At 71.6% G+C, this 26817-nt stretch carries 20 protein-coding genes; 17 read left to right on the top strand and 3 right to left on the bottom strand.

Going from position 1 to position 26817, the window contains the following annotated elements; genetic code table 11:
* Window positions 1-41 precede the first annotated feature (41 nt).
* The 3 genes from QMK24_RS09950 to QMK24_RS09940 all read left to right on the top strand — a co-directional run bounded on the left by QMK24_RS09950 (window position 42) and on the right by QMK24_RS09940 (window position 3852).
* Entirely contained in the window at window positions 42-1460 is a 1419-nt protein-coding gene (locus QMK24_RS09950) for a GH1 family beta-glucosidase (RefSeq protein ID WP_502962502.1), read from the top strand.
* 85 nt (window positions 1461-1545) lie between these two features.
* Window positions 1546-2811 carry an MFS transporter gene (locus QMK24_RS09945; RefSeq protein ID WP_283465018.1) on the top strand — a complete coding sequence of 422 codons (1266 nt, stop codon included), beginning with the start codon at window positions 1546-1548 and terminating at the stop codon, window positions 2809-2811.
* A 27-nt stretch (window positions 2812-2838) separates the two neighbouring features.
* On the top strand, window positions 2839-3852 hold the full coding sequence (locus tag QMK24_RS09940; RefSeq protein ID WP_283465017.1) for an enoyl-CoA hydratase/isomerase family protein: 1014 nt from the start codon (window positions 2839-2841) through the stop codon (window positions 3850-3852).
* 104 nt (window positions 3853-3956) lie between these two features.
* Here the strand turns inward: QMK24_RS09940 and QMK24_RS09935 are convergent, their stop codons facing one another.
* Window positions 3957-4835 carry a S1 family peptidase gene (locus tag QMK24_RS09935; RefSeq protein WP_283465016.1) on the bottom strand — a complete coding sequence of 293 codons (879 nt, stop codon included), beginning with the start codon at window positions 4833-4835 and terminating at the stop codon, window positions 3957-3959.
* Between the two features lie 131 nt (window positions 4836-4966).
* Here QMK24_RS09935 and QMK24_RS09930 point away from each other — a divergent pair, with 131 nt between their 5' ends.
* Both QMK24_RS09930 and QMK24_RS09925 read left to right on the top strand, forming a co-directional pair.
* Window positions 4967-5698, top strand: coding sequence for a (2Fe-2S)-binding protein (locus QMK24_RS09930; protein ID WP_283465014.1), 732 nt, complete (start codon window positions 4967-4969; stop codon window positions 5696-5698).
* A gap of 157 nt (window positions 5699-5855) precedes the next feature.
* Window positions 5856-7469: an acetolactate synthase large subunit gene (locus QMK24_RS09925; protein ID WP_283465013.1), complete on the top strand. Its 1614-nt coding sequence runs from the start codon at window positions 5856-5858 to the stop codon at window positions 7467-7469.
* Between the two features lie 96 nt (window positions 7470-7565).
* On the opposite strand, the gene QMK24_RS09920 is transcribed toward QMK24_RS09925, so the two are convergent.
* Window positions 7566-8432 carry an SDR family oxidoreductase gene (locus QMK24_RS09920; RefSeq protein ID WP_283465012.1) on the bottom strand — a complete coding sequence of 289 codons (867 nt, stop codon included), beginning with the start codon at window positions 8430-8432 and terminating at the stop codon, window positions 7566-7568.
* 239 nt (window positions 8433-8671) lie between these two features.
* On the opposite strand from QMK24_RS09920, the gene QMK24_RS09915 reads away from it, so the two are divergent.
* The 8 genes from QMK24_RS09915 to QMK24_RS09875 all read left to right on the top strand — a co-directional run bounded on the left by QMK24_RS09915 (window position 8672) and on the right by QMK24_RS09875 (window position 23084).
* Window positions 8672-10588, top strand: coding sequence for an RICIN domain-containing protein (locus QMK24_RS09915; RefSeq protein ID WP_502962503.1), 1917 nt, complete (start codon window positions 8672-8674; stop codon window positions 10586-10588).
* A gap of 54 nt (window positions 10589-10642) precedes the next feature.
* Complete coding sequence (locus QMK24_RS09910) at window positions 10643-13774, top strand: DEAD/DEAH box helicase (RefSeq protein ID WP_283465010.1); 3132 nt, start codon at window positions 10643-10645, stop codon at window positions 13772-13774.
* 48 nt (window positions 13775-13822) lie between these two features.
* A complete protein-coding gene (locus QMK24_RS09905) occupies window positions 13823-14431 on the top strand; it encodes an SWIM zinc finger family protein (RefSeq protein WP_283465008.1) in 609 nt (202 codons plus the stop codon).
* A gap of 150 nt (window positions 14432-14581) precedes the next feature.
* Window positions 14582-15343 carry a dienelactone hydrolase family protein gene (locus QMK24_RS09900; RefSeq protein WP_283465006.1) on the top strand — a complete coding sequence of 254 codons (762 nt, stop codon included), beginning with the start codon at window positions 14582-14584 and terminating at the stop codon, window positions 15341-15343.
* A gap of 169 nt (window positions 15344-15512) precedes the next feature.
* Window positions 15513-15818 carry a CU044_2847 family protein gene (locus QMK24_RS09895; protein WP_283465004.1) on the top strand — a complete coding sequence of 102 codons (306 nt, stop codon included), beginning with the start codon at window positions 15513-15515 and terminating at the stop codon, window positions 15816-15818.
* 17 nt (window positions 15819-15835) lie between these two features.
* Window positions 15836-19390 carry a tetratricopeptide repeat protein gene (locus QMK24_RS09890; protein WP_349307841.1) on the top strand — a complete coding sequence of 1185 codons (3555 nt, stop codon included), beginning with the start codon at window positions 15836-15838 and terminating at the stop codon, window positions 19388-19390.
* A 305-nt stretch (window positions 19391-19695) separates the two neighbouring features.
* Window positions 19696-21762 (top strand): PQQ-dependent sugar dehydrogenase, encoded by a 2067-nt coding sequence (locus QMK24_RS09880; protein WP_283465001.1) that lies wholly within the window; start codon window positions 19696-19698, stop codon window positions 21760-21762.
* Window positions 21763-22169: 407 nt separating this feature from the next.
* The gene (locus tag QMK24_RS09875; protein WP_502962505.1) at window positions 22170-23084 is read left to right on the top strand and encodes a lysylphosphatidylglycerol synthase transmembrane domain-containing protein; all 915 of its coding nucleotides are present in this window, start codon (window positions 22170-22172) and stop codon (window positions 23082-23084) included.
* 36 nt (window positions 23085-23120) lie between these two features.
* On the opposite strand, the gene QMK24_RS09870 is transcribed toward QMK24_RS09875, so the two are convergent.
* Entirely contained in the window at window positions 23121-23588 is a 468-nt protein-coding gene (locus QMK24_RS09870) for a carboxymuconolactone decarboxylase family protein (protein WP_283464999.1), read from the bottom strand.
* 47 nt (window positions 23589-23635) lie between these two features.
* On the opposite strand from QMK24_RS09870, the gene QMK24_RS09865 reads away from it, so the two are divergent.
* The 4 genes from QMK24_RS09865 (at window position 23636) to QMK24_RS09850 (ending at window position 26801) form a co-directional block, all read left to right on the top strand.
* Entirely contained in the window at window positions 23636-24358 is a 723-nt protein-coding gene (locus QMK24_RS09865; protein WP_283464998.1) for a response regulator transcription factor, read from the top strand.
* Between the two features lie 77 nt (window positions 24359-24435).
* Entirely contained in the window at window positions 24436-26037 is a 1602-nt protein-coding gene (locus QMK24_RS09860; protein WP_283464995.1) for a sensor histidine kinase, read from the top strand.
* A 48-nt stretch (window positions 26038-26085) separates the two neighbouring features.
* On the top strand, window positions 26086-26499 hold the full coding sequence (locus QMK24_RS09855) for a hypothetical protein (RefSeq protein ID WP_283464993.1): 414 nt from the start codon (window positions 26086-26088) through the stop codon (window positions 26497-26499).
* Window positions 26496-26801: a hypothetical protein gene (locus tag QMK24_RS09850; RefSeq protein WP_283464991.1), complete on the top strand. Its 306-nt coding sequence runs from the start codon at window positions 26496-26498 to the stop codon at window positions 26799-26801. Before QMK24_RS09855 ends, QMK24_RS09850 begins: the two co-directional genes overlap by 4 nt.
* Window positions 26802-26817 lie beyond the last annotated feature (16 nt).

Raw genomic sequence — 26817 nt, 5'->3', positions numbered from 1 at the left:
TCCGCCCTGCGGTTGGCGAGCCGCTATGGTGAGCCATGCTCATGTTCAATCTCTCTGTCCCGCCAAGGAGTGAGCCCGTGCCGGACCCGTCGACACCGCAGCGCCCGCAGCTTCCCGACTCCTTCCTCTGGGGCGTGTCCACCGCCGCCTACCAGATCGAGGGAGCCGTCACCGAGGACGGCAGAGGGCCCTCCGTCTGGGACACCTTCACCGCGCGACCCGGCACGGTCCGCGACGGGCACACCGGGGCGGAGGCCTGCGACCACTACCATCGCTATCCGCAGGACATCGCCCTGATGAAGGGCCTCGGACTGGACGCGTACCGCTTCTCCGTCGCCTGGCCGCGCGTCCAGCCGCTCGGCAGGGGTCCGGCGAACGCGGCGGGACTGGACTTCTACGACCGTCTCGTCGACGCGCTGCTCGCCGCCGGCATCGCGCCCACCCCCACCCTCTTCCACTGGGACCTGCCGCAGGCCCTGGAGGACGAGGGCGGCTGGCTCAACCGCGCCACCGCCGAGCGCTTCGCCGAGTACGCCGGCCTGGTGGCCGACCGGCTCGGCGACCGGGTACGGCGCTGGATCACCCTCAACGAGCCCTTCGTGCACATGGTGTTCGGCTACGCCCTGGGCATCCACGCGCCCGGCCGGGCCCTGATGCTGGACGCCCTCCCGGCTGCCCACCACCAACTGCTGGGCCACGGGCTGGCGGTCGCCGCGCTGCGCGAGCGCGGCGCCGCCGAGGTGCTCATCGCCAACAACTGCACCCCGGTGCGCGTGGCGGGCGGTTCCGGCGCGGACCGGGCCGCCGCCACGGCGTACGACGCGCTGCACAACGGGCTCTTCAACGACCCGCTGTTCCTGGGCCGCTACCCGGACCTCTCGGCCTATGGAGTCGGTCCCGGCCTGGGCGGCGCGGTCCGGGACGGCGACCTGGACGTCATCGCCGCCCCGCTCGACGGCCTCGGCGTCAACTACTACAACCCCACCTGGATCCAGGCGCCCGGCGAGGACCCCGCCCTGCCCTTCGCGGAGGCCCGCGTGGAGGGCTACGAGCGCACCGCCTTCGACTGGCCGGTGGTACCGGACGGCCTCACCGAGCTGCTCACCGGGCTGAAGGAGCGCTACGGCGCCGCGCTGCCGCCGGTGTACATCACCGAGAACGGCTGCTCCCAGCCCGATGACGTGGTGGACGGCCGGGTCGCGGACCCCGCGCGGATCGCGTACCTGGACGGGCACATCACGGCGGTGGCCGAGGCGGTGGCGCGGGGCGTGGACGTCCGCGGGTACTTCACCTGGACGCTGACCGACAACTTCGAGTGGGCCGAGGGCTATCACCAGCGGTTCGGGCTGGTGCACGTGGACCACGGGACGCAGGTCCGCACTCCCAAGGACTCCTACGGCTGGTACCGGGACCTGATCGCCGCCCACCGGACCGCACCGGCGCACCGGACCACCGGGTGAGAACCCTTGGCGGGGCCCGGTGGCGTGGCGCTACACTCGCGCTAACATGAGCAGAACTCATGTTCGTGTGAACTGAGGAGAGCTCATGCGCGCCGTGACCGAAGGCCCACCGGCCGCGCTCGACGAGCCGGCCGCCCGGGTCCGGGCCGGCTGGACCGCCGCTCTCAGCCTGGCCAACCTCGCGGTGTTCATGGCGTTCTTCACCCCGATCCAGATCCTGCTGCCCCTGCAGCTGGAGCACCTCGACGAAGCCCACAAGGCGGCTGACCTCGCCTGGGTCACCGGGGCCGGCGCCCTGGTCGCCGTCGTCGTCAACCCGCTGGCCGGCGCGCTGTCGGACCGTACGGCCGGGCGCTTCGGGCGCCGCCGCCCCTGGATCGTCGGTGGCGCACTCGCGGGCGCCGCCGGCCTGGTGATCACCTCGGCGCAGCACACGCTGCCCGGCATCGTCGTCGGCTGGTGCCTGGCGCAGAGCGGTCTGAACGCGATGCTCGCCGGGGTCACGGCGCCGGTGGCCGACCAGGTGCCGGTCGGACAGCGGGCCTCGGTCTCCGGCTGGACGGGGATCATGCAGTCCCTGGGCCTGGTGCTGGGCGCGCTGCTGGTGACCATGGCCGTATCCGGCGTCGGCCCCGGGTATCTGCTCACGGCGCTGCTGACCATCGCCCTGGCCCTGCCGTACGCGCTCTGTTTCCGGGAACCGGTCCTGCCGAGCGCGCTGCGCCCCGCCTTCCGCAGGCGCGCGCCGCTGACCGGACTGTGGACCGCGCTGTGGGCCGGCCCGCGCTCCCACCCGGACTTCGGCTGGGCCTGGCTCACCCGCTTCCTGATCAACCTCGGCAACGCGCTCGGCACGCTCTATCTGCTCTTCTATCTCACCGACGAGGTGCACCGCCCGGACCCGGACACCGGAGTGCTCGTCCTGACCGTCATCTACACCGTCTCCGCGACCCTGACCGCGATCCCCGCGGGCATCGCCTCCGACCGGGTCGGCAAGCGCAAGGTGTTCGTGGTGGCGTGCAGCGTGATCATGGCCGTGGCCGCACTGCTGCTGGCCGCCGCCCACACCTGGACGGCCGTGATGATCGCCGCCGCCGTACTCGGCGCCGGATTCGGCATCTACCTCGCCGTCGACCAGGCCCTGATCACCCAGGTGCTGCCGAGCGCCGCGGACCGGGCCAGGGACCTCGGCGTCATCAACATCGCCAACTCGGGCCCGCAGGTGCTGGCCCCCGCGCTGGCCGCGCCGATCGTCGCCCACCTCGGCGGCTATCCGGGCCTGTACGTGGCCACCGCCCTGGTGACGCTGCTCGGCGGTGTGCTGGTGCTGCGTATTGTCGGGGTGGACTGAGGATCACCGGAAACCCCACGGAGCACCATGTACCTCCCCGTGCAGACGCACGTCGTCAACGGCACCGGCGTCATCGCCCTGGACCGGCCCGAGGCGCTCAACGCGCTCGATCTCACCATGGTCCGGGCCATGACCGCGGCCCTGGAAGCGTGGTGTGACGACGACGGCGTCCGGTCGGTCGTCGTACGCAGCACCTCGCCGAAGGCGTTCTGCGCGGGCGGCGACATCCGGACGATCCGGGAGGCGAGCCTGCGCGGCGACCACGACGCCGTCCGGGAGTACTTCGCCGCGGAGTACGGGCTCAACGCGCTGATCGCGGCCTATCCGAAGCCGTACACCGCGCTCATCGACGGCTTCGCCCTCGGCGGGGGCCTCGGGATCTCCGTGCACGGCACGGCGCGCGTGGTGACGGAACGGGCGGCGCTGGCGATGCCCGAGACCGCCATCGGCTTCTTCCCCGACATCGGGGCGAGCCACTTCCTGCCCCGGCTGCCGGGGTCCGTCGGCTGGTACCTGGGCCTGACGGGTACCCGGATCTCGGGCGCGGCGGCGGTCGGCTGCTCGCTCGCCACCCACTATGTGCACGCCGGCGAACTTCCCGCGCTGGAGGAGGCGCTGACCGGCGCGGACAGCGACCCGGCCGCGGTACTCGACCGGTTCGCGGCGGCCGCGCCCGCCTCCGAACTCACCGCGCACCTCGACACCGTCGAACGCTGCTTCTCCGCCCCGGACCTGGCGGAGGTCCTCGATCGACTGGCGGCCGAAGGCGGTGACTGGGCCGGCGAGACGCTCGCGCTGCTGCGGCGGATGTCTCCGACCAGCCTGTATGTGACCTTCGAACTGCTGCGGCGCGGCGCCGGATCGGACCTCGGCGCGTGCCTGGAACGGGAATTCCTGCTGGCCTGCCGGACGGCCCGGGCCCCTGACTTCGCCGAGGGCGTGCGGGCCGCGCTGGTCGACAAGGACCGCAGCCCCCGCTGGTCGCCCGACCCGCTCACGGCCGCGGACCGCGCCGGTCTGCTGGCCTGGTTCGACGCATAGGGCCTGTCCGGGGCCGCTCCCCGGATCCCAGGTCCGGGGAGCGGCGTCCGGGTCAGCGATATCGCTGATCGGGTCGGCGGTGCTTCATGCCGGCGGTGCCGCGGTCAGGGGCGCAGAGCGGCCGGCTTGGGCAGGGTGCACCCCGGCAGGTTCAGGTCGATCTTGTTGCCCGCGGCGACGCACTGGGTGATCAGATACGTCTCCTCGGCGTAGTTGATGCCCTGGTGCACGGTGACGTTGCCGTTCTGGTCGACCTCGCACGGGTTGTTGATGGTGCAGCGCTCGCCGTTCTCGTTGCCCGTGTTGTTGATGGCGACCACCTTGCCGCCGGCGACGTCGACCACCGGAGACCCCGAGGTGCCGCCGATGGTGTTGCACGACGAGGTGTAGCGGACCGAGTCCTTCCAGATCCAGCTGTCCTCGTGCAGGCGGTACACGAAGGCGTCGATGTTGCAGCTGTAGATCCGCTTCCAGTAGCCGGACACCACCTTGATCGCGTTCCCGGCGACGGGGTGGGTCGCGGACAGTTCCAGCGGCTTGATGCCGTAGTTTGACTGGATCCGCGCGTAGGTCGTGTTCAGCTGGTAGAGCGAGATGTCGGTGTCGGTCATGGTCGCGTATGCGATCTTGGTGGCCCGCAGGGTGGCGACCCTGCTCCCGGCCGAATTGAGCAGGCCGAACGAACGGCTGGACGCCACGTTGACGATCGACTCGCCCGGATTCAGGAAGCCGCCGGACAGGCAGTGACCGTTCGACATGACGATCGCGGGGTCGGTCGCCGCCGAGGTCGGCATCTTGATGAGCGATCCCGAACAGTTGCTGAGTGACACAGTGCCGGCGAAGTCGACCGTGACGGCCGGCGTCGCGCTGTGTGCGGTCGCCGCATCCCGGCTTGTGGCCGATGCGGAGGCCGCGCCGGCGCCTGTGAGTGCCGCGCCGCTGAGCAGCACGCCGATCAAGGCACCGATGAGAGGTCTTTTCATGTGGGGGGTCCTCTCCAGACCGAAGTTCTTTCGGTGTTGTCATGCGCATTGTCGGGACTGGGTGCTGGGCGGGGCAATAGGGCCTCGCGTCACGGCCGTTCGCCGCGCGCCGGGTACGTCATGATCGGTTCATGGACAGGACGCTGCGGGATGTCGCGGAGGTGGGGCCGTTCTTCGCCGTCCGCACCGGAGGCGGCGGGGACGGCGGGCCTCGCGCTCACGGATACCGGCCGCTCGCCGAGCTGTACGCCCCGGGCCCGGTACGCGAGCGGGCGGCGGACGTCGCCGCGCGGCTGGGCACGCCGGAACTCCGGGTGGGAGCCTCCCTCGCCTTTCAGGGGCTGGCCGCGCGGCTGTGGTCCGTGGCTCTCGGCGCGGCGGTACTGGCGGGCCGGGTCCCCGACCTGGACGCGAACCGGTTGTGGTGGAACCCCGCGTGCGGTGCCCCGCACGATCTGTGGCTGCCGCGCCCGGCGGCCCTACCGGCTTCGGACGACGTCGCGGGGCAGGTGTCCGGGACGGTCCTGGCCGGCCATCTGGTGCCACTGCACCGCGCGACCCGGGAAGCCTGCCCGGTCTCGGGCGGACTGCTGTGGGGGAACGCCGGTTCCGCACTGGCCGGTTCCGTGCGGGTGCTGCACACCTGGTGCGTCGCGTGGGGCCGCCCGCAGGAGGCGCGAACCGCCCTGGACCTCACCGTTCGGCTCTTCAGCGATCCCCTGCTGAGCGGCACCGGAACCCTGGACACCCGGGACACCGGCTTCGTCCGGCGCAGCTGCTGTCTCTACTACCGGATCCCGGGCGGCGGTCTGTGCGGTGACTGCGTGCTGCGGAGCAACCCGGGGCGTACCGAAAGCGGTTAGCGCGACCCGCGCTGCCCAAGAGGGAGCCGACGCGCGGCGCGGTCTATCGTGACAGCTCGGTGAAGGTGGAGTATCGCTCACGGAACCGGGCGTACTGACGACGGACACCTTTGAACTGACGACGGAACGCCGGACACCCTGAGCAGAGGCGGACGCCATGCCGAACGGGGCACAGACCCTGATCCGCACCCTCGTCGAGCGTGGAGTCGAGGTGTGCTTCGCCAATCCCGGCACCTCCGAGATGCACTTCGTCGCCGCGCTGGACGACGTGCCGGAGATGCGCGCCGTGCTGTGCCTCTTCGAGGGCGTGGCCACGGGTGCGGCGGACGGCTACGCGCGGATGACCGGGCGACCGGCCTGCACCCTGCTGCACCTCGGTCCCGGGCTCGCCAACGGCCTGGCCAATCTGCACAACGCGCGCCGGGCCGGCACCCCGATCGTCAACATCGTCGGCGACCACGCGCTGCACCACAAACCGCTGGACGCCCCGCTGGAGTCCGACATCGACGCGCTCGCCGGAACGGTCTCCGGCTGGGTGCGCAGGACGACGGACGCCGCCGATCTGAAGGTGGACGTGACCCTGGCGGTCATCGCCGCCTCGGGCTCGCCGGGCGCCGTCGCGACGCTCATCCTGCCCGCGGACGTGTCCTGGTCGGAGCCGGGGCCGTCCGCGACGGCCATCGCGATGGTGCACGACAGTGGTCCCGGGGCCGTGTCCGCGCAAGCCGTGACGGCCGCGGCCAAAGCGCTGCGGTCGGGCGAGACCGCCGCGATCCTGCTCGGCGGCGCGGCGACCCACGAGGCGGGACTCCGCGCCGCGTCCCGGATCGCGGAGGCCACTGGGGCGAATCTGCTCTGTGAGACCTTCCCGGCGCGGCTGGAACGCGGCGGGGATCTGCCGGAGGTCGAGCGGCTCGGCTATCTCGCCGATTTCGCCAGTGCCCAACTCGACGGCGTCAAGCATCTGATCCTGGCCGGCGCCCGCTCACCGGTGACGTTCTTCGCCTATCCCGGCAAGCGCGGCGACCTGGTGCCGGAGGGCTGCGAGGCACGGGAACTGGCCACCGGTTCCGAGGACGCCGCCGCCGCGCTCGCCCGGCTCGCCGACGAGGTGGCGCCCGGCAGCGTGGCATCCGACAGCGCGACAGGCGAGGTGGCAGCCGACGCCGTGACCCCGGCCGCCGTCACTCGCGCGCCGCGGCCGCAGCGTCCCACCGGATCGCTCACCGCCGAGTCCGCGTCCCAGGCGATCGGGGCGCTGCTGCCCGCCGGCGCCATCGTCGTGGACGAGGCGAACACCTCGGGGCTGTGGCTGCCCGGCGCCACCGCCAACGCGCCCCGGCACGACTGGCTGACCCTGACCGGCGGCGCGATCGGCCAGGGCCTGCCGGTGGCCACCGGCGCCGCGGTGGCCTGCCCCGGCAGGCCCGTGGTGTGCCTGGAGGCCGACGGCAGCGCCATGTACACGTTCCAGGCGCTGTGGACCCAGGCGCGCGAGGGGCTCGACGTGACCACTGTCGTGTTCAACAACAGCTCCTACGCGATCCTCAATCTGGAACTCCAGCAGGTCGGCGCCTCCGCGGCGGGCGAGCGGGCCCGGCAGCTGCTCGACCTGTCCCGGCCCGGCCTGGACTTCGTGGCCCTGGCCACCGGCATGGGCGTACCGGCTACCCGGGCCACCACCGCCGAGGAGTTCACCGCCCAGTTCGAGCGGGCGCTGGCCGAGCCCGGACCGCATCTGATCGACTGCGTCGTGCCGCCGATCTTCTAGGGCCGGACAGGCCCCAGCCGTTCCGGCTCTCCCGGCCCGCGTGCCGTCGGTGGCCGGGTACGTGCCGTCGCGCTCACCGGTGGTACGGGCCGGTGGTCAGCCGCGGTGGGCGCGCAGCCGTTCGTGGACGGCGTAGTCGGCGCCGTTCCCGGTTCCGGCGGCGGGCTCCGTGATGTGGGCGGCGCGTACCCGGGTACCGCCGTCGACCACGAGATCCGTACCGGTGATCCAGGAGGCGGCGCCGGAAACCAGCCACAGGACGGCGCGCGCGATGTCGTCCGGCTCGCCGATCCGGCCCATGGGCAGCCCGGCGGCGATCTGCGGCTCGGCGTTCTCCCAGACGAAGCGCGCCATCTCGGTGCGGACCAGGCCGGGGGAGACGGAGTTGACCCGTACGGTGGGGGCGAGCTCGCCGGCGAGCTGCCGGGTGAGATGGAGCAGAGCCGCCTTGCTGGTGCCGTAGGCGCCGATGTTGGGGCCGACGCCCTGGGCGCCCTCGGTGCAGATGTTCACCACCGTGCCGCCGTGCGCACGCATCCACGCGCGCCACGCGCACTGGACGAACCGCAGCGGGCCGTCGACATTGACGGCGAAGGCGTCCCGCCAGGCGTCCGGATCGATGTCGACGAGCGGGCCGAACGGGGTGTTGGCGGCGGCGTTGTTGACCAGGATGTCCACCCCGCCGAGCTCCTTGACCGTCAGCGCCACGCACGCCTCGATGTGCGCGGCGTCGCCGGCGGATCCCGCGTGGCCGGTGATCCGGCCGCGGAGGCCGCCCAGGCCGCGCAACTCCCCGACGGCGGCGCGCATTCCCCCTGGGTCGCGGGCCGTCAGACAGACCGAGGCACCGGCCTCCACCAGACCGCGCGCGACGGCCAGGCCGATACCCCGGGAGGCGCCGGTGACGATGGCCGTCCGGCCGAGGAGCGGGGGAGACGAGGGAGTCGGGGCCGGTGTGGTCATGGCCGCACCGTCTCATGATGATGCGTCAGTTCGTAAGGCCGCCGGCGGCGCGGAAGCGGCCGTTCCTGTGCGAAGTCTTGACGTGTCCAAGTCGCACGAGTTAACTCACGCCTCGAACTAAGCAGTAAATCAAGGTCTGAATTAAGTAGCGCGACTCCGAAACGCGCCTCCGTAGCGCACCTACGCGACGCACCTCCGTAACGCACCAGGGCAAGTGCCGTAGAAAGGCAACCGGACCCATGCGCTCACCCACCCGTCCCCACACGGGAAGTACCGGATTCCGCCGCACCGGATTCCGCCGTACCGTCACCGGCCTGCTGGCCGCGGCCGTCGCCGTTGTCACCCCCATGCTGGCCACGCCGCTCACCGCGCACGCGGCGGGCGAGAGCGTGCAGGTATGGCTGACCACCACCTCGGACTCGGGCGGCCGCAACGTCGTCAAGGGCCTGGAACAGCAGGCGCCGCTCGCCTTCACCTCCGGCAGTGGATCCGGCCAGTCGGTCACCGTCGATGAGAACACCCGCTACCAGCAGTTCGAGGGCGCCGGCGCGTCCTTCACCGACACCGCCGCCTGGCTCATGAACTCCAGCGGCGCGCTCACCGGAGCCACCCGCGACGCGGTGATGAAGAAGCTCTTCGACCCGGTGAACGGCATCGGCATCGACTTCCTGCGCAACCCCATGGGCGCCTCCGACCTGGCCCGCTTCAACTACACCTACGACGACCTCCCCAGCGGGCAGACCGACGCGAGCCTCGCCCACTTCTCGATCGCCCACGACCTCGCCGACGTGGTCCCCCTCACCAAGCAGGCCCGCCAGCTCAACCCCGCCGTCAAGGTGATGGGTGTGCCGTGGAGCGCCCCGGCCTGGATGAAGGACAACGGCAGCATGAGCCAGGGCTGGCTCCAGTCGCAGTTCTACGGCGCCTACGCCCAGTACTTCGCCAAGTATCTGCAGGCGTACCAGTCGGCCGGCGTCCCCGTCGACTACGTCTCGGCGCAGAACGAACCCACCTGCTGCGGCGGCTACCCGTCCATGCAGTGGAACGGCGCGGGGCTGGCGTCCTTCACCAAGAACAACCTGCTGCCCGCCCTGCACACGGCGGGGCTGTCCACCAAGGTCCTCGCCCTGGACTGGAACTGGGACCAGTACGACGCCTTCGCCGCCCCGACCCTCGACGACGCGGCCATCCGCAACGACCCGAACTTCGGCGGCATGGCCTGGCACGGCTACGGCGGCGACGTCGCCCAGCAGACGGCCGTCCACAACAAGTACCCGGGCGTGAACGCCTACGACACCGAGCACTCCGGCGGCACGTGGATCGCCAACCAGCAGAAGGAGGACATGCACAATCTGATCGACTACACCCGCAACTGGGGCCAGAGCTGGGTCAAGTGGAGCCTGGCCGTCGACCAGAACATGGGCCCGCACAACGGCGGCTGTGGTACCTGCACCGGCCTGGTCACCGTGCACAACGGCGACAGCCGCACCGGACAGGTCGACTACACCGTCGAGTACTACACGATGGGCCACCTCACCAAGTTCGTGAAGCCCGGCGCCTACCGGATCGCCTCCACCGCCAACACCTCGGTGCCCAACGTCGCCTGGCGCAACCCGGACGGCTCCAAGGCCCTCATCGCCTACAACGACACCGGCAGCGCCCAGAGCGTCCGCGTCAACTGGGGCAACCAGTCCTTCGCCTACACCCTGCCCGCCGGCGCCTCGGCCACCTTCACCTGGGCTGGCACTCCGGGATCCGGTGGAGGAAGCGGCGCCACCGGGCCGATCACCGGTATCGGCGGCAAGTGCGCGGACGTCGCCGCGGGCAGCAGCGCGAACGGCACCGCCGTACAGCTCTACGACTGCAACGGCAGCGCCGCCCAGCAGTGGACCGCCGCCTCCGGCACCTTCCAGGCACTGGGCAAGTGCCTGGACCTGGCCGCCGGCGGCACCGCCAACGGCACCAAGGCCCAGCTCTACGACTGCAACGGCACCGGCGCCCAGCAATGGCAGCCCGGCAGCGGCGGCACACTGGTGAACCCGGTGTCCGGCAGATGCCTGGACGCCACTGGGGTCAGCTCCGCCAACGGCACCCGGCTGCAGATCTGGGACTGCTCCGGCGGCGCCAACCAGAAGTGGACCGTCCCCACCGGCTGACCTGCACGTAGGCTTCCGGGTGTCACCACACACCCAGCAGGAGGAGGCCGCACCGTGTTCGCTCTGCATGCCCTGTGGAGAGCGGATCAGCGCCTCGCCCTGTGGGCCGAGGACTCCCGGCAGCCGCCTGTCCCCGCACCCGGGCACCCGCAGGCCGCCCCGGCTCCCGCCGTCGCCGAGCTGCTCGGCGACGGCGGATCCGCGCTCGGCTGGCTGGCGGGCCGAGCCCGCGAGGGCCGGACCGGTCTGCTGCTCCCCACCCGGAACGGCGCACCGCTGCCCTCCCCGGAACTCGGCGGTCCCACCACCGCCCCGGGTGCGCCCGTCATGCCGTGGAGCGTCACCTGCCTGCTCTTCGAGCCCGCGGAGGCCGCCCAGCTGCTCGGCGAGCTGTCCGCCGCCGGTCTGCCCGAGGCGCCCTACGGCGTCTCGCTGCGCTGGCTGATCGCGGCCCACGACCTGGCGTGGCGCACGGTCGGGTGCGGCCGCCTGCTTCCCGTGCTCGTCCGTGAGGACGGACAGCCGCACGCCCGCTGGCGTCCGGTCCGGGACGACGCGGGCTGGCAGGAGGCCGGCGTGCTCGCCGCCGCCGCACCGCCCGACTGCCGCTGCGAGCACCACGACGGACAGCCCGACGGCCGCACCGCCGCCACGATCCTCACCGGTCTGCTCGACGTCCTCACCGACCGTGAGGCACGCGCGATCCTGGACGACGAGCCCGAGCTGCTGCGCACCGCGCGCGGCCGCCGCCCCGCCACGACCGCCACCGAACTGTGGCTGCGGGCCCTCACCTCACCGACCGGACGCGTCGAGGCCGCCGACCCCGGTGAGCTGGCGGAGCTGGAGGACCGGCTCACGGCCTGGCACCGTTCCGAGCCGCCGGTCCACGGCCCCCTGCGCGTCTGCTTCCGGCTCGTCGAGCCGCTCGGCCCGGACCCCGCCGACCCGCGCGGTCATCCCTCCGACGACAACTGGCGGCTGGACTTCCTGCTCCAGGCCGCCGACGAGCCGTCACTGACGGTCCACGCCGACGACGTATGGAACCAGGGCCCCGCCCTCAGCGCCCTGGAACGCAAGACCGCGCGCCCCCAGGAAGCACTGCTGGCCGGCCTGGACCGGGCAGGACGCGCCTATCCCGAGCTGCTCCGCACCCTGCGCGGCAACCGGCCCGCCGCTCTGGACCTCGACCGCGCCGGAGCTCTGGGCTTCCTCCGGGACGCCGCCCCCGCACTGGCCGACGCGGGATTCGGCGTGCTGCTCCCCACCTGGTGGCAGCGCCCCCAGAAACTCGGCATGGCCCTGACCGCGCGCACCGCCCAGCCCGGCGCCGTGGACGTCCGCAGCCTGGCCGACCAGGACGCCATCGTGGCCTTCCGCTGGCAGGCCGCGATCGGCGACCAGCCGCTGACACCCGTCGAACTCGCCGAACTGGCCGCGGCCAAACAGCCCCTGGTGCGGATCCGGGGCCAGTGGACCGAGGTCGACCCGGACCGGATCGCCGCCGCTCTCGCCTTCCTCGAACGCGACGGCAGCGGCACGATGGCATCCGGCCGGATGCTGCGCATCGCGCTCGATCCGGACGCCACGGCGGGCGGACTGCCGGTCTCCGCCGTCAGCGCCGACGGCCGGCTCGGCGAACTGCTCTCCGGCCGCGCCGACCAGTGGCTGCGTCCGGTCCCGGTGCCCGCCGGCTTCGGCGCGACCCTGCGCCCCTACCAGGAACGCGGCCTGGCCTGGCTGATGTTCCTGACCGAGCTGGGGCTCGGGGCGGTCCTCGCCGACGACATGGGGCTCGGCAAGACCGCACAGGCGCTGGCGCTGCTCGCCGTGGAGCACACGGAACACGCGAAGCGCGCGGAACACACCAAGCGCGGGGAGGACACCAAGCGCGGGGAGGACGGCCCGGCGCGCCCCACCCTGCTGGTCTGCCCGATGTCGCTGGTCGGCAACTGGCAGCGCGAGACCGCCAAGTTCGCCCCGATGCTGCGGGTGTACGTCCACCACGGCGCCGGACGGCTGACCGGTGCGCAGCTGCGGCAGGCCGTCGCCGGCGCCGATCTGGTGATCACCACCTACGGGCTGGTGCAGCGCGACACCGAGGCGCTGGCCGAGACCGGCTGGCGGCGGATCATCATCGACGAGGCGCAGCACGTCAAGAACTCCGCCACCCGTCAGTACCGTGCGGTCAGGGAACTGACCGCCGACCACCGCATCGCACTCACCGGCACCCCGGTGGAGAACCGGCTGGCCGAACTGCACGCGATCCTGGACTTCGCCAATCCTGGTCTGTTCGGTTCGGCGACGCGCTTCAAGGAGCGCTATGCCGTGCCCATCGAGCGCGACGGCAGCGAGGCCGCCGCACTGGCACTCCAGCAGCGCACCCGGCCGTTCATCCTGCGGCGCCTCAAGAGCGACCCGGCCATCGCGCAGGACCTGCCGGAAAAGCAGGAGATGACCGTGCTGTGCAACCTCACCGCAGAACAGGCCGGCCTCTACCAGGCGGTCGTCACCGATCTGCTGGAACAGATCAAGGAGAGCCGCGGCATCGAGCGCAAGGGCTTGGTGCTGGCGTCGCTCAGCAAGCTCAAGCAGGTGTGCAACCACCCCGCGCAGTTCGCGCACGACGGCTCACCGCTGGCGGGCCGCTCGGGCAAGGTCGCCCGGCTGGAGGAGACGCTGGAGGAGGCCCTCGCCGAGGGCGACAAGACGCTCTGTTTCACGCAGTTCGCCGAGTTCGGCTCCATGCTCCAGGGCCATCTGGCCCGGCGGCTGGACACCGAGGTCCTCTTCCTGCACGGCGGCGTCTCCCAGCGGGCCCGCGACGAGATGATCGAACGCTTCCAGGACCCGGTAGGCCCTTCGGTGTTCCTGCTCTCCCTCAAGGCCGGCGGCACCGGGCTCAACCTGACCGCCGCCAACCAGGTCATCCATGTCGACCGGTGGTGGAACCCGGCGGTCGAGGAGCAGGCCACCGACCGGGCGTTCCGGATCGGCCAGCGCAGGAACGTCCAGGTCCGCAAATTCGTGTGCGTGGGCACCGTGGAGGAACGGATCGACGCCATGATCGAAGCGAAGCGGACGCTGGCCCGGGCGGCCGTCGGTTCCGGCGAGAGCTGGCTGACGGAGCTGTCCACCGAAGCGCTGTACGACCTGGTCGGCCTCGGCGCCGACGCGGTGAGCGAGTGAGCGAGTGAGCGAATGACGAGGATGCCGGGGGTACCGGGAATGCCCGGGATGGCACGTTCATGGTCCCAGCGGTTCGCCGACCGGCTGGACTCCTTCGGCACGGCCGTCCCGGCGGGCCCGCCCGCCGAGGGTGTTTCCGGGCTCGACGTGGAGCCAGGCGCCGTCACCGCCCGGGTCAGGGGAGAACGGCAGGCGCGCTACGACGTACGGATCGGACTGCCGGAGTTCTCTCCGGCCCAGTGGACCCGCGCCCAGCGGGCCATGGCCGCCGACCCCGACTGCCGTGCGCGGCTGCTCGACAACGAACTAGCCCCCGACACTGAGGACTTGTTCGCCCGGGCCGGTCTCCGGCTGTTTCCCGCACGGACCGGGGATCTCGTGATGGAGTGCTCATGCCCCGACTGGGCGCTGCCCTGCGCCCATCTCGCCGCGGTGCTGCGGAGCCTGGCCGACGCCTTCGACGCCGATCCGTATCTCGTACTGGTCTGGCGCGGGCGCACCCGCGATGAGCTGCTGGACCAGCTGCCGCCCGCCGTGCCCCGCCGCGAGCCCCCCGATTCCGCTCTGCTGCGGCTCGGCCGGCCCGGGATCACCGTCCGCGGCCGCGACCTGACGGAAGTGCTGGGGCCGGCCTATGAGGCGTTCACCGACTGGTGACGATCGGACACCGGCTGATAGGCCACGGCCACGGCCACAGGCTTTCGAGCATCGGCCGTCGAGCGTCGGCCTTAGCCCATCGGATATCCGATGTCCCGCTGCGCCTGCGGCTATTGGCCGCTGATCGAGCGGCCGTCCTAGAGTCGGATCATGGCATTCGAGATCGTCAAGGAACACATCAGCGTCCCCGTCGGTGACGGCTCCATGGGCGCGTATCTGGCCCGCCCGCAGGCTCCCGGCAGCTTCCCGGGAGTGGTCGTCGCCTTCGAGATCTTCGGGCTGACCGGCCACATCCGCGACGTCGCGGAGCGGATCGCCCGCCTCGGTTACACCGTCATCGCCCCGGACTTCTACCACCGGACGCGGCCCGGCATCGACTTCACCGCCGACCCCGACGGCCGCGTCAAGGGACTCGAACTGAGCGCGGGGCTGGTCCGCGAGGAGACCCTCGAGGACGTCCGCGCCGCCGTGGACCACCTGCGGGGCGCGGACCACGCCGCCCCGTCCGTCGGCATGATCGGCTTCAGCTTCGGCGGCCACATCGCCTATCTGGCCGCCACCCAGCTCGACCTGGCCGCGACCGCGGCCTTCTACCCCGGCTGGCTCAACAGCACCGACATCGGGCTCGGCCGCCCGGAACCGACGCTCCAGCTCACCGAGGGCATCGCCAAGCACCACGGCCGCCTCGCCGTCTTCGTCGGCGACGAGGACCACGCCGTCTCCGAGCAGGACCGCACCGCCCTCGCCACCCGGCTCGCGGAGACCGGAGTCCGCCACGAGATCACTGTCTACCCCGGGATCCCGCACGGCTTCTTCTGCGACGTCCGGGACACCTACCGCAAGGAGGCGGCGGACGACGCCTGGACCCGCGTCCAGGAACTCTTCGCGGCCGAGCTCGCACCGGCGCCGTAGGGCCTGTCCGGCGGATCACCGGTGCGGACGTGTTCCCTTGCCAACCGACGTGATCGCTTGCCCGACGGGCCTGGTCTCTGGCCCCAGCGGACGTGGTCCCTTGCCCAACGTGAGGGCGGCAGGCGAGACTTCAGGATCAGACGGGTGATCTTTCGGACGAGGGGGAGTCATGGGGCAGTCCGCACTGGTGCGCGCGGGGGAGACGGAGTTCTTCGTTGAAATCGCGGAGGGCAGCGGTCCGCAGACCGTCGGTATCGCGGACGCGCTGTCCTTCGACGGGGTCCGCGCCACCGTGGAAGCCATCGGCGATCAGCTCTCCGCCGCGTGGGACAGGGTGCGCCCGGATGAGGCGACCGTGGAATTCGGGCTGAACCTCACGGCGAAGACCGGGAAACTGACCGGAATGCTCATCGAGGGCGGGGGCGATGCGGCCCTGAAGATCACTCTCACCTGGAAGGCCGGCAACCGGCCCTGACCGGCTTGGACTCCGTGATGTACACACGAGTCGAGTCCCGGGAACTGCGCCGCTGCGTCGTCAGGATCGATACCGTGGACGGGCTGTTGTGCGGGACGGGATTCTTCGTCGCACCGGGCTGGGTGCTGACCTGCGCGCACGTGGTCAAGGACCAGCCGGCCGTCAGCGTGGTCCCGGACGCCGGTATCTGCGACGGCCCGCTGCGGGGGACGGTCGAGGCCCGTTCCGCGCCCAAGGGCGCCGGCGCGCTGTGGCCCTTCCCCGATCTCGCGCTGATCCGGCTCGACACCGAACTCGATCACCCGTGTGTCCTGCTCGACGCCAATGACCCGCTCGGCGAACAGGAGTGCCGGACCTGGGGATACCCGCCCCGGGAACACGGCCTGGACCCGCCCGGCTCCCCGGCCGGCTTCCGCTTCGAGGGAGTGGAGGGCGACGGCTATCTCCGGCTGAAGGCGGGTCAGGCCAAGCCCGGGCTGTCCGGAGCCCCGCTGCTGTGCCCCGCGCGCCGGGCGGTGGTCGGTGTCGTATCGGCCTCCAGGAACATCGACACGGATCTCGGCGGCTGGGCCTCCCCGGTGTCCGCGCTCTTCGACGGCGGCCCCGGAGTCCCGCTGGAACTGGTCGCCCTCGGCAGGAGGATCCGGCACCTCAACCGGGCCGCCGTCCTCGCCGACCGGACCGCCTGGCACCGCGTTCTGCCGGTCGAGGGCTCCGGGGCGGCGCTCGAACAGCCCTGGGCGCCCTTCGCACGCGGTCCCCGGTCCAGCCCCGCGGACCTGCTGCGTACGGACTTCGGCGTGGTCCCCTACCTGTTCCGCGACATGGAACTGCGGGCCATGGACGCCTGGTGCGCGGAGGAACGCCCGATGGCGGTGGTCCAGGTGGCGGCACGCGGCGGCGCGGGCAAGACCCGGTTCGGGCTCGAAGTGGCCGCCCGGCTGGCGGAGCGCGGCTGGGTCAGCGGGCTGTGGGACCACGAGGCCGGACACGCGACCCTCGCCGAACTGCCGGTGCCCCGCTTCGTGGTGATCGATTACGTCGAGTGGGTGGACACGCAGAAGCTCCGGCGGCTCCTGGAAGCCCTGCGCACCTCCGCCACCGACCTCGCGCCGGTCCGCGTCCTGCTGCTTACGAGAACGGGTACCGGCCCCTCCGCCGATCCGCTGATCCTGCTCGGTGAGGACGCGTCCGCGGCGTTGAAGACCATCCTGGACAAGGCCACCGACGGCGCGGACGCCGCAGGACACCTCACCCTCGGCCGTCGCCACACCCTCTTCACCGCGGCCGTCGCCGCGTTCACCCATGCGTGGTCCGCCCAGGACCGCCCGATGCCGTCCCCCGACCTCGGTGACGCACGGTACGCCCTGCCCCTGGAGGTGCTCTTCGAAGCCTTCGACCACGTACTGCGCGGCGACGCCGGACCGGATGCTCCGGACCTGCCGCCGGTGGAGCGGGTGCTGCGCCACGAACAGCGCTACTGGTCCGCCACCGCTCCCGCACTGCCCTGGCTCGACGACACCCTCCGCCGACGGTTCGTGGCAGCGGCGACGCTGGCGGGGGCGGCCGACGTCACACAGGCGCATGCCCTGATCGCCGCGGCCGCACCGGAGCGGGCCGGGACCCACGCGGAACGCCTCCCGGTCACGGCGTGGCTCGCCGGGCTCTACGACGGGCCGGGACATCTCACCCCGCTGCGCCCCGACCGGCTGGGCGAATCCCTGGTGGCCGCCGTACTCCGGGACGACCCGCACGGCACGCTTCTCGATGGCGTGCTCGGCCTGTCCGCCGACGGCCAGGTCGTCCACGCTCTCGACGTCATCGAGCGCCTGGGCACGGCGGACAGCGGGATCAACGCCACGGTGGCCCACGTCTTCGCCGTCCGTCTTCCCGCCCTCGCCGACCGGGCCGGGGACGCCGCCCGCGGGACGCAGGACCGGACCGCCGACCTCTCCCTGCTGCACGGTCTGCTGCGCCTGCTCACCGCCGGCCTGCTGGAGCGGGTGTCCACGGCCGCCCGGCACACCGCCGGCCACCGCCTGCCGGAACTCGCCGCGGCCTGCCTCCGGTTGGGTGATCTCGCGCGGGCGAGCGGACGTGGCGAGGAGGCCGGCCGGCTGTACCACCAGAGCGCGGCCCTCGGCCGGGATCTGACCCGCGCGGCACCGGAGAACGCCGCGTACCGCCGCGATCTGGGTGTCGCCTACAACCGTCTGGGCGACACCTCCCGGGCCAGAGGGGACCTGAACGAAGCCGCCGGCCGGCACCAGCAGGCCACGGCCATCGCCGAGGAACTGGTCCTGCGGACGCCTGCCAGCTCCCTCTACCGGCGGGACCTGGCCGTCTGCTACGACCGGCTCGGTGAACTCGCCCGGCTGGACGAGCGGTGGCCGGACGCCGAGCGGTTGTACCGCAAAGCGCTCGCCACGGCGCGGAAGCTCGCGCGTGCGGAGCCCGTCGACGCCGCGTACCAGCGTGATCTGCTGATCGCCTACAACCGGCTCGGGGATCTGCTCTCGGACACCGAACGGCCGCGCCAGGCAGCCGAGATGTACGAACACGCGGTCATGATCGGAGCGGAGCTGGCGCGGCGCGCACCCCACAGCACCGTGCATCTGCGGGATCTGGCGGTCTCCTACAACCGGCTGGGCGATCTGGCCCGCGAGAAGGGCGGTCTTGACGCTGCCGCCGCCCACTTCCGCCATTCCCTCGAGATCCGGGAGGAACTGGCGCGTGCCGAACCCGGAAGCGCCACCTGCCGCCGTGATCTGGGGCTGTGCTACGCGCGGTTGGGGGATATCGCGCATGCCGCGCGGGACGGCGGGGAGGCGGTGCGCCTCTACCGGAAATCCTGGGAACTGGCGTACACGCTGGTACGGGGAGAGCCGGATAACGCGGCCTACCAGAAGGACCTGACCGCCGTCAGGAAGCGGCTCGCGGCGGAGCTTCGTGACATGAGTGAGGCCGCGGAACGCGAAGAGTCCGACGACGGAGCCTTGCGCTGGAACGACCTCGTCGAACTGTTGCGGGAGGTTTTTGATGCAGACCTTGAAGGTGCGGCCCTGGACGGCGACGTCCAGGACGTCCCCTTCGTGGAACTGGGCATCGACTCGCTCGCGCTCCTCCAGGTCACGGGCCAGATCTGCCGTGAAACGGGTGCCAGTGTCAACGACGAGGACCTCTTCGACGCGGAGACTCCGCGCAACCTGCTCGCGCTGTTCAACACGGCTCCTGGCCTGCGGCGCCGGGCCCGACGAAGTCCGCGGCAGGACCCGCACCGGAAAGCCGGGCGTCCCATGGCGGCCTCCGCCGTCCGGTCCTGGGTGGTCGATTGGCTCACAGGGAACCTCGGGCTGACTCCGGCGCAGATCGACCTCGAGGGAACCTTCACCGCGTGTGTGGGATTCGACTCGATCAAGGCGCTCGATCTGCTGGACGACATCGAAATCGTCCATGGGATCTACTTCGCGTTCGATACGGGCTGGAACGAGCTCACCGTGCGCACGTTCGCCCGCGAACTGCACTCCGACCTGGTGAGGCGTCAGAAAGACGCGGCCCGAGGACAGTCGTGAGCCGGCCGAGCTGCCGGAGCTGCCGGAGCTGACGTCGGGGCCGGACAGCCAGATCCTGGTGGTGGCGCTGAAGATCGGACGGGTCGAATCCGTCCATCTCCGGACTCGGCTGGACAGCCACCCCGCGGGTATGCCAATCACCGTCCGCAGCAGGTCGATTGGTCCGATCTATTGACGCAATTGGAAGGTTTCTTTACCGTCCCACTCGTCAGTGGTTCGGCCCTTCCGTCGCAATCCGCAGTGCGGTTTGTCATGTCTAGAACAATTGTCCGGGTCGAGCACGGAACTCCTTAGGAGGACGCGTCATGCCGAGGCCCCCAACCTCCCCCCGCTTCACCCCGCGAGCCCTGATCGCGATCGGAGCGGTGACGGCGACGGCCGCAGGACTGCTCGTGGCCGTCGCCGGAACGGGCAATGCCGCGCCCGTGCTGCTCAGCCAGGGCAAGCCCGCCACCTCGTCGTCCGACGGCGGCGCCGGGTACGCCGCGAAGCTCGCGGTCGACGGCGATACCGCCACCCGCTGGGCGAGCGTCAAGAACGTCGACCCCCAGTGGATCAAGGTCGATCTGGGCGCGGCCGCCACGGTCAGCTCGGTCAAACTGGTCTGGGACCTGTCCTGTGCCACGGCGTACAAGGTCGAGTTCTCGACGGACGACAGCACCTGGGCGAGCGTCTACTCCACCACCACGGGCGACGGCGGCACCGACGACCTCGCCGTCAGCGGCACCGCCCGCTACGTACGGACCACCGGCTCCGCGCGCTGCCGGCCCACGATGGGCTACTCGCTGCAGGAGTTCCAGGTCTTCGGCGGCAGCGGTGGCGGCGACACCCAGCCGCCCAGCACCCCCGCCAATCTGCACTCCACCGGCTCGACGTCCAGCAGCGCCGCGCTCGCCTGGACCGCCTCGACCGACAATGTGGGCATCGCCGCGTACGACATCTACAACGACGGCAACAAGATCGCGGAGGCGGCCGGCAACGCCACCTCCAAGAACGTCACCGGCCTGGCTCCCAAGACCGCCTACCGCTTCACGGTCTTCGCGCGGGACGCGGCCGGCAATGTCTCCCCGGCCAGCAACCTGGCCACCGTCACCACCCCGCCCAGCTCCGACACCAAGCCGCCCACCGCGCCCACCGGACTGGCCGTCACCGGGACGACCTCCGCCAGTGCGGCGCTGAAGTGGACTGCGGCGACCGACGACAGGGGCGTCACCGGCTATGACGTCTACAACGGCGCGGACGTGATCCTCCCCGATGTCACCGGCACCACCGCCAATGTGACCGGACTCGCCGCCGACACCTCGTACACCTTCACCGTGAAGGCGAAGGACGCCGCGGGCAACGTCTCCCCGGCCAGCAACGCGGCCACCGCCAAGACCCTGCCCGACACCGGCGGCGCCAAGGTGCCCTCGAGCATCAAGACCGTCTCGACCGGCTGGACCATCCCCTGGGGCATGAGCTGGCTGCCCGACGGCTCCGCGCTCATCACCGAACGCGACTCGTTCAAGGTCTTCAAGCTCACCCAGTCCGGCACCAGGACCCAGATCGGCACCGTGCCGAACGCGGTCACCACCGGCGGCGAGGGCGGTCTGCTGGGCACCGCGGTCTCGCCGGACTGGAGCAGCGACCACTACGTCTACATCATGCACAGCGCCGCGGAGGGCAACCGGATCGTCCGGATGACCTACGACGGCTCGACCCTCACCGGCTACACCCAGCTCGTCGGCGGCATCAAGAAGAGCAAGTACCACAACGGCGGCCGCCTCAAGTTCGGCCCCGACAACTACCTCTACGCCACCACGGGCGAGGCCCAGACCCCGGACCTCGCACAGGACAAGAACTCCCTCAACGGCAAGATCCTGCGCATGACCACCGCGGGCAAGCCCGCCCCCGGCAATCCCTTCGGCACGCTCATCTACTCCTTCGGCCACCGCAACCCCCAGGGCATCACCTGGGACCCGCAGGGCCGGCTGTGGGAGGCCGAGTTCGGCAACAGCGCCTACGACGAGCTCAACCTGATCACGCCGGGCGCCAACTACGGCTGGCCCACCTGCGAGGGGAAGTGCTCCACCGCCGGCATGACCAACCCGAAGGCGCAGTGGCCCGTCGCGCAGGCGTCGCCCAGCGACATCGCCTACTCCGACGGCGCCATCTACATGGCGGCGCTCAAGGGTCAGCGGCTGTGGCGCATCCCGGTCAGCGGCACCACGGCCGGCACCCCGGCGGCCTACTACGTCAACGCCTACGGCCGGCTGCGGACCGTCGAGAAGATCCCCGGCAAGAGCGCGCTGTGGCTCTCCACGACCAACTGCGACAACAACGGCAACGCGGCCGACGGCGCGGACAAGGTCTTCCAGATCGAGCTGAAGTGACGACACTCCGCCGTAGCTGAAGTGACGCAACTGACGTAACTGCGCAAGGGAGTGGAGCCGGGGCCGGGAGGCTCCGGCCGAAGACCGCCGGGCGGGGAGCAGAGGCCCCGCCCGGCTTCGCCGTTTCCGCGCACGTCACCCCTTTGGCGGTGGGACCGGGAGCACTCCTTAACGGAGTGTTCGACCCCAGGTCTCCCGCCCTTTCCCTGTGCGGGGCATGGAGGGAGGCAGTGACGGGAACGCGTCCGCCCCCGCCTGGTGCCCGGCCGAGCCCGCTCCCTATCGCGGGGCAGGTCGTTACGCTGGGCGGACCGCCGCATCGCCTGTACCGAGGAGGAGCCGTGACGCTTGCCCGGACTGAACGGGTCACGTGGCAAGCCGGGTGGCAGCGGACCTCGGTGCGTTCGATGGCGGCCCTGATCCCCGTCCTCGCCCTCGCGGTGCTCGCGGGCCGGCGCTGGTCGCTGATCGATTCCAGCGCCGACCAGCTCGGCGCCGCCGACCGCCAGTGGCTGGCGGTCGCGGCTGCCGCCGCCGTCATGACGTGGGTCTGCTCGGCCACCGCCCAGCAGGGCGCGGTCGTGGAATCACTGCCGCCCGGACGGCTGCTCGCCACCCAGTTCGCCGCGTCCGCCGCCAACCACCTGCTGCCGGCCGGAGTCGGCGGCAACGCCGTCAACCTGCGGTTCCTGCTGCGCCGGGGACTGCCGCCCGGCCGCTCGGCCGCCGCGCTGGGCGTACGCGCCCTGGCCGCGGCGGTGGTACGGGTCGGCATGCTCCTGATACTGCTCGCCGCGTTTCCGCACGCCCTTCAGGTCGACCGGGTCGCTCCCGCCGGCCCCGCCGACCCGCTCGTCATCGTGGCGGTCGTGGTGGGCTGCGCCCTGGCTCTCGCCCTGCTGCTGCTCCTCGCCCGCAGAGTCCGCGACCGGGTGCGGTGCTTCTTCCGCACGGTGGCGGTCGATGTACGGGCCCTGCACTGCAAGTCGGCGCGCGTCGCCGCGCTGTGGGGCGGCTCTGTGGCCTTTCCCGTGATGCACGCCACCGTGCTGGTGGCGGTGATCCAGGCCCTGGACGCTCCCGTGCCGGTCAGCGGCGTCGTCCTCGCGTACCTCTTCGCGAGCACCGCCGCCGCCTGGCTGCCCGCGCCAGGCGGCCTCGGATCGCTCGACGCCGCGCTGGCCTTCGCCCTGGTGACAGCCGGCGCCTCGGCGGTCACGGCCACCTCGGCCGTTCTCGGCTACCGCCTCGTCACCGTCTGGCTGCCGCTGATCCCCGGGGTGCTGGTGCTGGCCGCGCTCATGCGGAGCCGGGTGCTCTGACGGGGCTGCGACGGGCGGCTCTGCGGGCGGGCTGGGCTACGGGCGGGTGGCCGGGCCCGCCGGAATCGAGCCGGTGGTCACGTGGATGCGGTTGAAGGCGTTGATGGTGAAGATGAGACCGATGAGGTGGGCGAGCTCGGCCTCCGCGAAGTGCTTCGCGGCCCGCTCGTACACTTTGTCGGACACACCGTTCGGCAGCAGCGTCACCGCTTCGGTGAGCGCCAGGGCGGCCTGCTCCCGCTCGGTGTAGTGCGCCGAGGCCTCTTCCCAGACGCTGAGCAGATGCATCCGGTCCTCGCTCTCGCCCAGCTTGCGCGCCGCCTTGATGTGCATGTCGAGGCAGTAGGCGCAGTGGTTGAGCTGCGACGATCGGGTCTGCACCAGCTCGATGAGGACCGGGTCAAGGCCCTCCGTCGTGGCAGTGTGCAGGGCTATCAGGGCCCGGAAGACCTTCGGCGCGGTCTTGGCGAAGTTCATCCGGGGGGTGTGTTCGTTGATCGTCATACAGACAACTCTAGACGGGTGATCGACCGGGAGTATGGTGCATTTCCATGGTGGAATCACGGGTCAATCCAGTGAGCCAGGGACGAGTCCTGGTCGTCGACGACGATGCGGCGATCCGGCGTTCGCTGAGCCGTGGCCTGCGCCTGGACGGCTTCCGCGTCACCGAGGCGGACGGCGGCCGGGCGGCCCTCGCCGGCATGCGCGACGAGCCGCCTGATGTGGTGGTGCTGGACATCTCCATGCCGGACATCAGCGGCATCGACGTGTGCCGGACGCTCCGCGAGGAGGGCAATGACGTACCGGTGCTGATGCTGTCGGCGCTGGACGAGGTGGCCGATCGCGTCGCCGGGTTGCAGGCGGGTGGTGACGACTACCTCGTCAAGCCGTTCGCACTCGAGGAGCTGGTGCTGCGGCTGCACGCGCTGCTGCGCCGCCGCCCGCCCCGGCGGACGGACCTGGTGCGTGCGGGGGGCCTGCTGCTCGACCCGGCGGCCCGCACCGCCCACCTGGACGGCGCCGAGCTGCACCTCACCCGGCGCGAATTCGAGTTGCTGGAGACCTTGGCGCGCAACGCGGGGATCGTGCTCACCCGCGACCAGCTGCTCGATCGCGTCTGGGGATACGACTTCGAGGTGCGGACCGATGCCGTCGACACGTTCGTGAGCTATCTGCGCCGCAAACTCGAGGCCGGCGGACGGCCGAGGATCGTGCACACGGTGCGCGGCGTCGGATTCGTCCTGCGGGATGATCCGGCGGAGGGCGCACGATGACCCGGAGCACGATGACCCGGAGCGCGACGGCCAGGGGCGGGACGGCCAGGGGTGCGACGATCAGAGGAGCGATGACGATGAAGCTGTCGACGCGGATCGCGATCGCCGTCGGCGTCCTCGTTCCGCTGCTGGTGCTCGCGTCGGGATGGCTGCTGGTGCGGCTGGTCGCGAATGATCTGCACTCCCAGGCCGACGCTCATCTGCGGGACCGTGCGGCGGCGATGGCACAGGACGCGCGCAATCTGCTGCGTGTCACGGCGGCCGATCGCTCCGCGGCCGTCGAACAGGCCAGGGAACGGCGGCTGTTCACGTCGGCACTGGATGTGGGCATCAGGCTCGTCGGCCCGGACGGCACGGTGACGGGCGGGCCGCAGCCCGGCGCGTCCGTCGCACTGCCCGCAGCGGCGGAACAGCCCGTCACCGTGCGCGACGGGCAGCGGAGCTGGCGGGTGCTGTCGGTGCCGGTGGTCTCCAAGCGGCCGGCGGCGGCCGGCACCCTGTGGCTGTTCTCGCCGGACACCGCGAGCCAGGCGCAGATCCAACTCGTCCGCAGGCGGGTGGTGATGGTGGCGCTGCTGGGCGCGCCGCTGGCCGCGGCCGTGACCTGGCTCGCCGCCACCGCCGCCGTGCGCCCGCTGCGCCGGCTCCAGCAGCGAACCGCCGGCCTCGACCCGGGGACCAGCGCGGCCCGGCTCGACCACGATCCGTCCAGGATCACCGAGGTCGACGACCTGGCGCGCACGCTGCGGACGGTCCTGTCCCGCTACGACGAGCAGGCCGCCCGTACGGCCGAGGCGCTCGCCACGGCGCGCTCGTTCTCCGCCGCGGCCTCGCACGAACTGCGGACACCCCTGATGAGCATGCGGATCAACCTCGACGTACTCGGCGGCCACCCCGGCCTCGACCCCGCGGAGCGCGCCGAGATCGTGGACGATCTGCGGCGTGAGCACGCCCGGCTGCTCGGCCTGCTGGTCATGCTGCGGGCGCTGGCGCAGGGCGACCTCGTGGAGGCCGACGCCTTCGGGGCCGTCGATCTGGCCGAGGTGGCGGAGGTCTCGGCCGCCGCACTGCGCGGCAGCCGGCCGGGGACGGAACTGACCGTGCGGAGCACGTCCGGGCTGATGGTCCACGGGTGGGAACCCGGGCTGCGCTCCGTGGTCGACAACCTGATCGTGAACGCGCTCACCCACGGTGGCGGCGTCGTCGAAGTGGCGCTGCGCGCCGAGGAGGAGCACGAGCGCGGCGGTGCGGGCGGCCCGGTCGTCGTGCTCACCGTCGACGACGACGGGCCCGGGGTACCCCCGGAGTCCCGGCAGCGGGTCTTCGAGCGGTTCCACCGCGGCCCGGACAGCCCGGGCTCCGGCCTCGGCCTCACCCTCGTCGCCCAGCAGACCGCTCTGCATCGGGGCACGGTACGGATCCTGGACCGGCCGGGCGGCGAGGGCCGGGGCATCCGGTTCGAGGTGCGGCTTCCGCTGGACGTGACCGGGCAGCCAGGAGCCGGACTCCCGGCGCGCAGGGACTGGTTGGCCGTCACCGGAGCGACGTCGGAAACGGCTCCGCAGGAGCCATCGGAAGCGCCATCGGCGTCGGAAACGGCGTCGGAAACGGCGTCGGAAACGGCGTCGGAATCTGCACCGGAAGCGACATCACAGGGTTTCCACAAAGACGGCTCCTAACGTCCTCCCGTGGCCGGGCACCCCGCCCGGACCGTCAAGGAGGACATCATGCGCACCACTCGCACGACCCGGACGGCCATCGCCTCGTGTGCCGCCCTCGCCGCCCTGCTCGGCGCGGCGGGAACCGCGGCCGCCGCTCCTCCGTCCGGGCCCCCGACCGGGGACGGCGCCAAGGCGGTCTGCAAGCGCGCGCCCAAGGCCGACGCGCGCATCGACAAAGCGCTCAGCCGGCTCAACGGCAATTCCAGCACCCCGGGATCCATCGCCCGGCTCACCCAGCGCGTCGCCAACGCCAAGACAGCGGGCCACACCGAGATCGCGACCCTGCTGAACGACCGGCTGACCTTCCGCACCTCACTCGTCCCGACGCTCCAGCAGCGTCAGAAGGACCTGAAGAAGGTCATCGTCTGGTGCCAGGCCAACAACAATGGCAATGACAAGGGCACAGGGACCCCGAAGTGACCACTGATACCGGCACTGGCACCGGCACTGGCGCTGGCACTGGCACTGGCACTGGGACCAGGACCAGGACCAGGACCAGGACCAGGACCCGGGTCCGGATCGCCGCGGCCACCGCGACGGCACTGCTCTGCGCCGCGCTCGCCACCGGCTGCGGTGGCAACAGCGGTGGCGGCAGCAGTGGCAACGGGGCGGCCACCGTTCCGGCGCCGTCCGGATCACAGGTCTCCCAGCTCGGCAAAGTTGTCGACAACGCCGAGTCCGCGGCGAGCGCGGCGGAATCCGACGCCGCGACCGACCGGTGACGTAGTCTGAGCGGCC

Origin of the sequence: Streptomyces sp. PH10-H1 (genome assembly GCF_030063355.1) — a bacterium.
In the GTDB taxonomy this organism is placed as follows: domain Bacteria; phylum Actinomycetota; class Actinomycetes; order Streptomycetales; family Streptomycetaceae; genus Actinacidiphila.
Note: the sequence above shows the minus strand (reverse complement) of the source record. Positions and strands in the feature narration are given on the sequence as shown.